8 protein-coding genes are annotated in these 8359 nt (G+C 51.2%); 5 read left to right on the top strand and 3 right to left on the bottom strand.

Annotation, left to right across the window (positions count from 1 at the left end):
- Positions 1-298: 298 nt before the first annotated feature.
- From Q7V32_RS02965 to Q7V32_RS20775, 5 genes are all read left to right on the top strand, one after another.
- Positions 299-1135, top strand: coding sequence for an all3515 family Zur-repressed PEP-CTERM protein (locus tag Q7V32_RS02965; RefSeq protein WP_304895498.1), 837 nt, complete (start codon positions 299-301; stop codon positions 1133-1135).
- Positions 1136-1269: 134 nt separating this feature from the next.
- On the top strand, positions 1270-1512 hold the full coding sequence (locus Q7V32_RS02970; RefSeq protein WP_304895499.1) for a hypothetical protein: 243 nt from the start codon (positions 1270-1272) through the stop codon (positions 1510-1512).
- Positions 1509-2297: a ZIP family metal transporter gene (locus Q7V32_RS02975; protein ID WP_304895500.1), complete on the top strand. Its 789-nt coding sequence runs from the start codon at positions 1509-1511 to the stop codon at positions 2295-2297. The genes Q7V32_RS02970 and Q7V32_RS02975 overlap by 4 nt, the downstream gene beginning before the upstream one ends.
- A gap of 10 nt (positions 2298-2307) precedes the next feature.
- Complete coding sequence (locus Q7V32_RS02980; RefSeq protein ID WP_304895501.1) at positions 2308-3024, top strand: DUF1826 domain-containing protein; 717 nt, start codon at positions 2308-2310, stop codon at positions 3022-3024.
- 264 nt (positions 3025-3288) lie between these two features.
- Positions 3289-3591 (top strand): 6-carboxytetrahydropterin synthase, encoded by a 303-nt coding sequence (locus Q7V32_RS20775; protein WP_370690761.1) that lies wholly within the window; start codon positions 3289-3291, stop codon positions 3589-3591.
- 76 nt (positions 3592-3667) lie between these two features.
- Here the strand turns inward: Q7V32_RS20775 and Q7V32_RS02990 are convergent, their stop codons facing one another.
- From Q7V32_RS02990 to Q7V32_RS03000, 3 genes are all read right to left on the bottom strand, one after another.
- Positions 3668-4960: a dockerin type I domain-containing protein gene (locus Q7V32_RS02990; protein WP_304895503.1), complete on the bottom strand. Its 1293-nt coding sequence runs from the start codon at positions 4958-4960 to the stop codon at positions 3668-3670.
- Positions 4961-5010: 50 nt separating this feature from the next.
- Positions 5011-7284, bottom strand: a complete 2274-nt coding sequence (locus Q7V32_RS02995; protein WP_304895504.1) for a TonB-dependent receptor — start codon at positions 7282-7284, stop codon at positions 5011-5013.
- A gap of 92 nt (positions 7285-7376) precedes the next feature.
- Positions 7377-8093, bottom strand: coding sequence for a hypothetical protein (locus tag Q7V32_RS03000; protein WP_304895505.1), 717 nt, complete (start codon positions 8091-8093; stop codon positions 7377-7379).
- Between the last annotated feature and the right edge of the window lie 266 nt (positions 8094-8359).

An 8359-nucleotide genomic window follows, 5' to 3' on the forward strand; every position in this document is an offset into this window, starting at 1 on the left:
CCGGGTATTTTGCCGGAGTCTGCGTGAGTAGCGCAGGTGAAGGCAAAATACAAGGCATCGCGACACGGCGTAGAGCCATTTGTGGGAGAGCTACGAAGCTTGCATCGAGTTTACGTTGATGTGGTGTAGTGGCACGGACGCAGGGAGAATTGGGGCCGCCGAAGAAAATGCTGGCGGCCTTTAAAGACGACATAAATATATCGATAAAGTAAATGTCGAATAGTTTGCATTAGCAAATGATACATTATAACATAACACTTTATTCCTTCATTTTTTGATCATTTAGGAGATCAACGCTATGAAATTCTCAAAGAAACTTTCGGCATCGTTACTGGTTTTAGGGCTCGGCATGTCCGCATCGGCTTACGCCAAGTCAGAATTAGCCGGTTATTACATTGGCATCGATGGTAGGATCAACATACCTTCAGGCACTTACGCCGGCTTACCTGAGCCCAATTCAGGCAATCTGACTCTGCTTTTAAACCATGGCAACCATTACCACGGCATTGGAGCTTATAGTTACACTGGCCCGGCGGCATCGCCGAGCATCAACGATACCAATAGCAACAACCGGATTCCTGAAATCAGTGCTCTTAATCCGAGACCACCCTTGGAGCTGAACTGGGGTTCCGGCAGCTTATATAGCGGCAAATTGACTTCTCAAAACAACCCATCTGCCGTTTATGGCAACCTGACCTTCGCGCGGGTAGATACTTTGGCCGGCCATGAAACCGGTAGTGAAGAGCAAATTTTGTTTAACAGCAGTTCTAATCGCTGGTCAACCCTACTCGGCACTACCTCAATCGGTTTGCAACTGATCTCTGCAACTCCTGGCCTATCCATTGGGAATGAACAGAACACCAACCTGTTCGCCAATGGCAATACCCTTATTCTGGATACCTATTTAGACAATGGATTTGCTCCCATTTTCTGGACCGCAGCCAATGCAGCGGCAGGAACATACACTGCTGAATTTCGCCTTATTGGCCTGAATGACGAAAGCATTAACTCGGGACGCTTTTATTTCGACTTTGCACCCGTTGCCGTTCCGGTTCCGGCTGCCGTTTGGCTGTTTGGCTCAGGTCTGTTCGGGCTCCTCGGTTTAAAGCACAAACATAAGTTAGGGTTCGCCTGATATCCTGGAATTGCCTACATGCAATTCGTGTTTGTCACAACTGATGATCTTCAAGTTTGACATACACCCACTTATCGCCGTCGACATGCGACGGCGATACTCTCGCATAGAATACTATTCAGCCGAGTTTATTTGTGACTGATTTGGATAGTCATCTGTATCTGATCGGCGGTGAAATCCTGGTCATTCTTGGGATTACCATTGCGATGCTGAACAACAAACGCCAAAAGCGAACGTTGTCGGGCATTTTTTTGCTGATACTGGGCTTCATGTTGGCTCATACCGTCACACACTTGCTGCCCAATGCGGTGGCCGGGTTCATTTTCAGATCATACCATTATGCCACTCCACGAAACTTATGGATTGATCAGTTATGACAACGCTTTCCTATGAGGTGATTTTTGGCGCTTTGGCTGCCGGTTTACTGGTGAGCCTGGTGTCTTTCAGCGGTTGGTTCGTCATTTGTCTGCCGGCCAAGCGCTTACAGGCGTTAGTACCCAATCTGGTAGCGTTGGCGGTGGGCGTGCTGCTTGGCGACGCCTTTATTCACCTAATACCTGACGCGGTATCTCGGCAGGGTTCAGTCAGCGAGGTATGCCTAACTGTGCTGGTCGGAGTATTTGTGTTCTTTGTCCTGGAAAAACTGGTGCGATGGCGACACGACCACAACACTGATTCAGGCTCGGCCTCCAGCGAGATTTTGCCGATGGCAAAAATGAATTTGATCGGGGATGCCATCCATAATTTCGTCGACGGTATCCTGATAGCCGGTAGTTTTCTGGTCGATCCGGCCTTGGGATTTACCACTACCATCGCCATCGTCGCGCACGAAGTCCCTCAAGAATTGGGCGATGTCGGTGCATTGTTGCGCGGCGGCTTTACGCCTAAGCAGGCCGTGTTATTCAATTTTTACTGTTCGCTGACCGTGATGCTCGGTGTCGTGTTCACCTTGCTGTTAAGCCAGATAGCTCAATCGTCGTTAACCCTGTTGCTGCCGATTGCTGCTGGTGGCTTTATTTATATCGCCGCTTCCGACCTAATTCCGGTACTGCATGAACGTTCCAGCCTCATGCATCTCGGTAGCCAAAGTATTGCCTTTGCATCGGGTGTCGGCTTCATGCAGTTCATCGTGTTTTTCGAACAGACCTTACTGGCCATCTAAGGAGTTTTAAATGTTTGCTCGTGTTCCTTATCGTCAACCCCTCCCGGCAGTGCCTGCTTTTTCCGAGCCTTTCTATCCGGTCAACAGCAAACCCACCACTAAAGTTTTAGTCTCGCATCACCTCTCTGAGTTGTCCCGCTTTTATGAAGAGGACGTCAACCTGTGTCTGATCGAGCGACCGCAGCCCGGTGGCATCGAGCAATTCGTCTGTAGCGCGCTAAAAAAATGCGGCAGTGTTGAAATCAGCCAGTCGGTCAATCCGACACGGTTCGACTTCTCCCAGCTATGGCCGCAAGCCAGCGCTCTGGCTAGTTATCGAGCCTGGACGGATGACGTTGCCCTACTGGTATCGGCGTTTTGCGAATTGTTCCAACGCAAGCAAGCCAGTTTGCGCTTACGCACCCTGGATCAAGCCATGTGTCCACGCTTTCATGTCGACCGGGTGCCGGCACGGCTGATTTGCAGCTACGGCGGCATCGGCACCGAATGGCTGCCGGAATACGCGCTGGATCGTTCAAAATTAGGTATGGGAAGCTGCGGCCTGCCGGATGCTGAATCCGGTTTAATAGCCGATCTGACCGCGATTCGGCAAATGCCTACCTATGCCGTCGGCCTGATGAAAGGTGAAAACTGGAAAGGCAATGAAGGCCACGGTCTGGTGCATCGCTCACCAACACCGACTATCTTGCAACCACACCGTTTGTTGTTGACCTTGGATTTCTTGTAAGGATACGAACTTGCTAATCAAACTCAACAGCGGTGTGATCTGGGTTCCTGCACAATTTTACGTTGCGAAAGCTGCGCTTAAACAATTGTGAAGCTAATTTCATCGCCGATCCCGTTGAGAATTTTCGATTCGTTGCAGTTTAAGGTCTTAGCGGGCATATCGTCATGGCCGGTGCATTAGATATTCACAACTACATTGCGATCGGTAACATCAATACCACACGCTTGCTGTTGCCGGAGCAACATTGTATGCACATGTAAACCGATGAACTGCCTTGGTGGGGTGAGGGCTTCAAGCATCAAGCAGAGTTTGGGCGGTTATCGGCAACTACCGCTTCGGCTAACCGAGTTCGGTAAAGTGACCTGTTTTAAAGCCATCAAGGCGGCAACCCGCCAATTGGCCGATAGCCTGGATCACCGTTTTACAAACGACATCGAACCTTTCGACCGCATCAACCCTTCCACCGAGGATCCGGCAGACTGGATTTACCGCCAACACCAAGCTGTCAAAAACCTTGAACGGCGACAGCGTCAAGGTCAATGCCGTGACGCTGTGGGAAACCGATAACGCCTGCGATCGCTTCATAGCGAGGTCAACTTATGACCACAACCAGTATCGAAGACATTCAATACTCCGTCACTTTCTAACGCCGTGTCGGATGACATTTCCTTAACGTGCAGCGGGCTTTTGCCATCCTTGCATCGGTTCTGTTGATGATTCCGTTACCGTCCAGATCGCGAACATCATTGGGGTTGGCTTTCGGTTCCTTTTTTTTTACTTTTTTTGCTGCTCGCAAAATCAAAGCCACATCAATGCGGTCTATATCGCCGTCAAGATCGACATCACCCGCGGAAGCAACGGTATAGGTCACTTCATCGTATCCGGCATTTGTGCCATTGCTGACTGTGAGCTTGAAAGTGTAATTGCCAGGGCGGGTTGGAATAAAGCTAGGATTTGACTGATGGGCGCCCACCAAGGTAACCGCAGTACCCACAGTTTGAATCCAGTTGTAACTCAGTGAATCGGGGCCCGGTTGCGGATCGTAGCTGAGGCTGCCGTCGAGATGTACCTGACTGGCGATGCGCACCACCCGGTCTGCTCCGGCATTGGCTACCGGCAAAAGCATCGGCGGTGGAGGCGGCGTATCCGGTAGCTCGAAAACGCGGTCCATCAGGGCATCGGAAAAATCGGCCACCGGCAAACCCGCGTTGAATAGGATGTAAAACGATTCGGACGGTTGGCTACGTTGATTCGAGAGAACTTGCATTTCCACCATGTAGGCGCCGATAGGCCCGCCTAATACACCTTGGTTGTTTTCCAGAAACCAGTTTAAATGCGTATGCAAGGTTCCCTGGTCATTGGCGGCGTCCACCAGCATTTCCTGCTTGCCGGCAATGCCATTAACGGTATACAAGGTGGCGGCATCTCCCCCGCCGGCACCGGGAGCAAAGCAGAATAATTTCCCGCCGCATTTCGTGTGGTCGGTGATCACCAAAGCCGGGTCTATACCGCCGGCCAGTTTGATCCGCGCGCCAGTGGGAGCTGGCCCCCACTGGCGGGTGGCGGCATCCCAAAACTGTAGACTTCCCAGCGCGCGATAGCGCACCAGTTCTCCCGGATTCAAAGCGTTTTGCACCGCCTGAAAGCCGGGATTGGGTGTTTTATACGGACCGCCGGAGAAATCGCGAAAATCGGTCAGAAATATCATTTTTCCAGTAGCTCCGTCTTCCGGTAAGGTGTTAGGCGGCAATTGCAAACTGGCTACCAATCCTGCAAGGTCGCAGCCAACCGAACTGGCGGTCCTGCAAAATCCAGCCGACATAGAATTGCCTTCCCCCCAAATTTCTACGTCCAGATGAACCGCCTGTGCGCTGAAGCTGATGCAAAGCAAAGGCAAAAGCCAGACGCCGTGCTGTTTAAAAAAGGGTGTATACACGATATTCTCCGAATAAATCAAGGGCAGCTTGAGCGGCCACCGGGTTTGGGTTAATAAGTGACTCGAAAGCCGACGACTATGCTTCTCCCCGGCTCCGGGGCAAAATTGCGCAAAAACGACACTGAACTGCGCATTTCCTGATTCAATAAATTGCTTGCTTTGGCAAACACCCAGAAATCGACCGGCTCAAAACCTTTCCAATGATAATCGGCACTGGCGTTGAGCAGGTGGTAACCGGCGGTTGCGGTTTCGTTGTTGCCGGGACGATTTTGCGCTTCGGCGCGGGTGTAGCGTAGCGAGGTATTCCAGTGCGTATCGCCGAAACCGATTTCCGCGCCGAGTCGTAATGGCGGAAGACGCGGTACGTCATCGCGGTTACCATCGGCGAATTGCCCTCTCACCCAATCGGAAAATACGGTCAGTTTTAATTGCCCGAAGCGGGTGTCTGCCAAGGTGGCTTGTGCTTCCGCTTCGTAACCGATGAATAGCGCGTTGCGCTGATCGTAGGCGTAAACCGGCAAACAATCGGCCAAGCTGACACAATCCGAGTAAAACTGTGCTTCGTGAAAATTGTAAAAACCGCCCGGTTCGATTTTTTGATAGATATAGTTTTCCGTCCAGTTGTAATAACCGTTGGCGCGGGCAGCCAGCCGATCCGAATGCCAATCAAACCCAAAATCCGCCATGTTCACGGTTTCATTGGTCAGTTGTACGTTGCCGACTTCGAAGGTGCGTGTCGATAAATGCGGTCCTAAAGCCAACAATTCCTGAATATCCGGGGCACGCTTGGCGCGGCTCAAGGACAGTGTCAGGCTGGCATGGTCAATTACGTCCCAACGAGCCGAGACCGATGCAGAATCGGCGCGGAAACTGAGATCGCTGGGTAAAGCCACCGGAGAAAATTGGGGCGGCTGGTTGGGTGGCCCTGGAAACTTCAAGCTATCGGCCAGGGGATCGATACGAACGCTTTCGGTGCGTAATCCCGCTTCCAGCGTCCACGCATCGATTGTGAGTTTTTGCAAGGTGAACAGCCCTAACATATCGCTTTGGGTCGGGGGTACAAAAGTTTCGACCCCCAAAGCGGAAAAGTCCCTATCCAACCATTGCGCGCCAAAAGTACCTGTGAAGATATCAAAGAGTTTATGATCGATTTCAAAACGGCCTTCCGCAGCCTGATTGTTAAAAACGGTGAAAGGCAGACCGCCTTCGAATTCGGTATGCTCATAGTCGACCAGTCCATAACGAAATGCCAACCGTTCTATGCCGGGGATCGATGGAAACCATTCGCTTTTGAAATCGTACCGAGTCTGCATCATTTCGATACGAATGCTAGGATTCAGCGCTTCAGGGCCTAAAATATCCTCGAAACCGCCTATGTCGATCTCCGGCAGTATCACTTCCAGTCCGTCCAGATGACTGGGATCAATTCCATGACTACCCTTGGGTATGCCATAGCGGTTTTCGTAATGGCTGACCGACATACCGGCCATCGCCGATTCACCTAGCCATGCAGTGCCCGCTGAACCGCCGTAACTTTCACTGTCGGTGTTGGGAATGGATCCCTGGGCGTTAATGATATTGCTCAAACCGAATTGCTCACGAATAGCGCCTGCGTCGATGGCGTTGCCAGGAATTTCGGTATCGTTGCGGTGGCGGTAAAATCCGCCGAGCCGCAGTGCCAGCGATTTTTCGCCCAAATCCAGTTTGAAAGCCGAATTGGTGCCGTCGGCATTGTTGTCGAAACGGCTTTCAATCGCCCCTTCAACCGGTTTTTCCGGCACTCGTTCCGGTATCCGGTTATCCTTGACGTTGACTGTGCCGCCAATGGCCCCGCCGCCGTAACGTATGGTATCCGGGCCTCGGACAATGTCGATTTGTTCGGCAAACAAAGGCTCGATAGCCACGGCATGATCGGGGCTGATAGTTGAGGCGTCGTGACTACTGATGCCGTCCTGTAGAATGCGAACGCGGGAGCCGCTTAAACCGCGAATTACCGGTACGCCTACGCCCGGCCCGAAGGAGGCGTTACTAACGCCCAATTGATTTTCGAGGGTTTTGCCTAGCGTATCGCTTTGCTGCAAACGCAGAGAATCGCCTGACAAGGTACTTGCCTGCGGGGACTGTGGAGCAACGCCCAGCACTTCGATGGTTTCCAGTTCTACTAACTTGTCATCCGTTGCGTCAATAGCAGGTTCGCTCGATTGGATAGTGTCGGTAGGAGCGTGGCTATTTTTGGGGTCCGCACGTATAGGTGTTGAAACGACTGCCGCCGCAATCAGACATAACATTCGAAGCTTATTCGGCGGCCTCAATGGGTCGAACATGCGTTTGATCCTGACAATAATCGGTTAAAAGGCTTTTGCCGGAAGTATCAATCCCCCGGCAAAAGCCCGATACAGACTTTGATGCGTTAGGCCTAAGCTCTAAGCGCCATGGTTCGGCGGCGGCGACCTGCAGACAGTAAACCAATCAGTGCAGAACCGAACAACCAGACGGCTGAAGGCACAGGCACTGCAGAGACAGCTGTTTCAAACGCTTCATGATCTAGCCCACGATTGAATATGATCGCGAAGGGTGCAGAAGCCGTGGAAACGTGAACTAGAGACCCAGGGGCTGTTTCAAAGATTTGCATCATGATCCAATAAGCTCCTATACTGCCACCTTTGTCATTGCTGGCAGTCTTGATCGTCATATCGAGATGCGAATGCAGGTCACCTTCAGCGTCTAATTGATCGATGACGCCTATAGGGTTGCTGACACCGCTGGCTGTGAAGGTGGTTGTCTTACCGATCGCATCTTCAATCTCGATATACTCCCCGTTCGGAACTGTGTTCGACCAGATGGAACCATCCCAGAACTTAAGGGCCCCCAGACCTTGGAATCTTAGCCAATTTCCCGCTCCGAAGGCACCTTTGGCGGTATCAGCATCAAAACCAGGCGCTTGGGTCACATAATTACCCCGGTAAAAATCGCCGAAATCCGCTTCGAACAAACTGCCGTTGGTATATATCTGACCGCCGACTTTCCAAGGCTGAATATCACCCATATGCTGATGATCGGTAGCAGCAAAAGCGCTGGAAATGTTTAAACCCAATGCCAGCAACAAAGCTGGTTTTAACCAATGATTACGCATAACTTTCTCCTGAAAACTTGATGCATCACAAAAAAACCGAACAAGCGGGTGGATAAATTGTTAGTCCGGTCATAATGTTATACTATAACATATCATTAAATACAACCCGTTTGGCCCACAAGGCGCAGCAATTCTCAATTTAAAACCATAGCTTGTATAATGTTTAATTTTTGCAACCTGCACGGAAGCTTATGGCCAGTCCCTTTCATCCCTCAACGAAACCGGCACCCTTTACAGCGCGCTCATTGATTGACAAAACCCGCGCC

The organism is Methylicorpusculum sp., from assembly GCF_030651835.1.
GTDB lineage: Bacteria > Pseudomonadota > Gammaproteobacteria > Methylococcales > Methylomonadaceae > Methylicorpusculum.

Excerpts from the sequence above, each read along its gene's own strand:
- Q7V32_RS02965 (WP_304895498.1), top strand. The coding sequence starts at position 299 with ATGAAATTCTCAAAGAAACTTTCGGCATCGTTACTGGTTTTAGGGCTC.
- Q7V32_RS02975 (WP_304895500.1), top strand. The coding sequence starts at position 1,509 with ATGACAACGCTTTCCTATGAGGTGATTTTTGGCGCTTTGGCTGCCGGT.
- Q7V32_RS02980 (WP_304895501.1), top strand. The coding sequence starts at position 2,308 with ATGTTTGCTCGTGTTCCTTATCGTCAACCCCTCCCGGCAGTGCCTGCT.
- Q7V32_RS20775 (WP_370690761.1), top strand. The coding sequence starts at position 3,289 with ATGAACTGCCTTGGTGGGGTGAGGGCTTCAAGCATCAAGCAGAGTTTG.
- Q7V32_RS02995 (WP_304895504.1), bottom strand. The coding sequence starts at position 7,284 with ATGTTCGACCCATTGAGGCCGCCGAATAAGCTTCGAATGTTATGTCTG.
- Q7V32_RS03000 (WP_304895505.1), bottom strand. The coding sequence starts at position 8,093 with ATGCGTAATCATTGGTTAAAACCAGCTTTGTTGCTGGCATTGGGTTTA.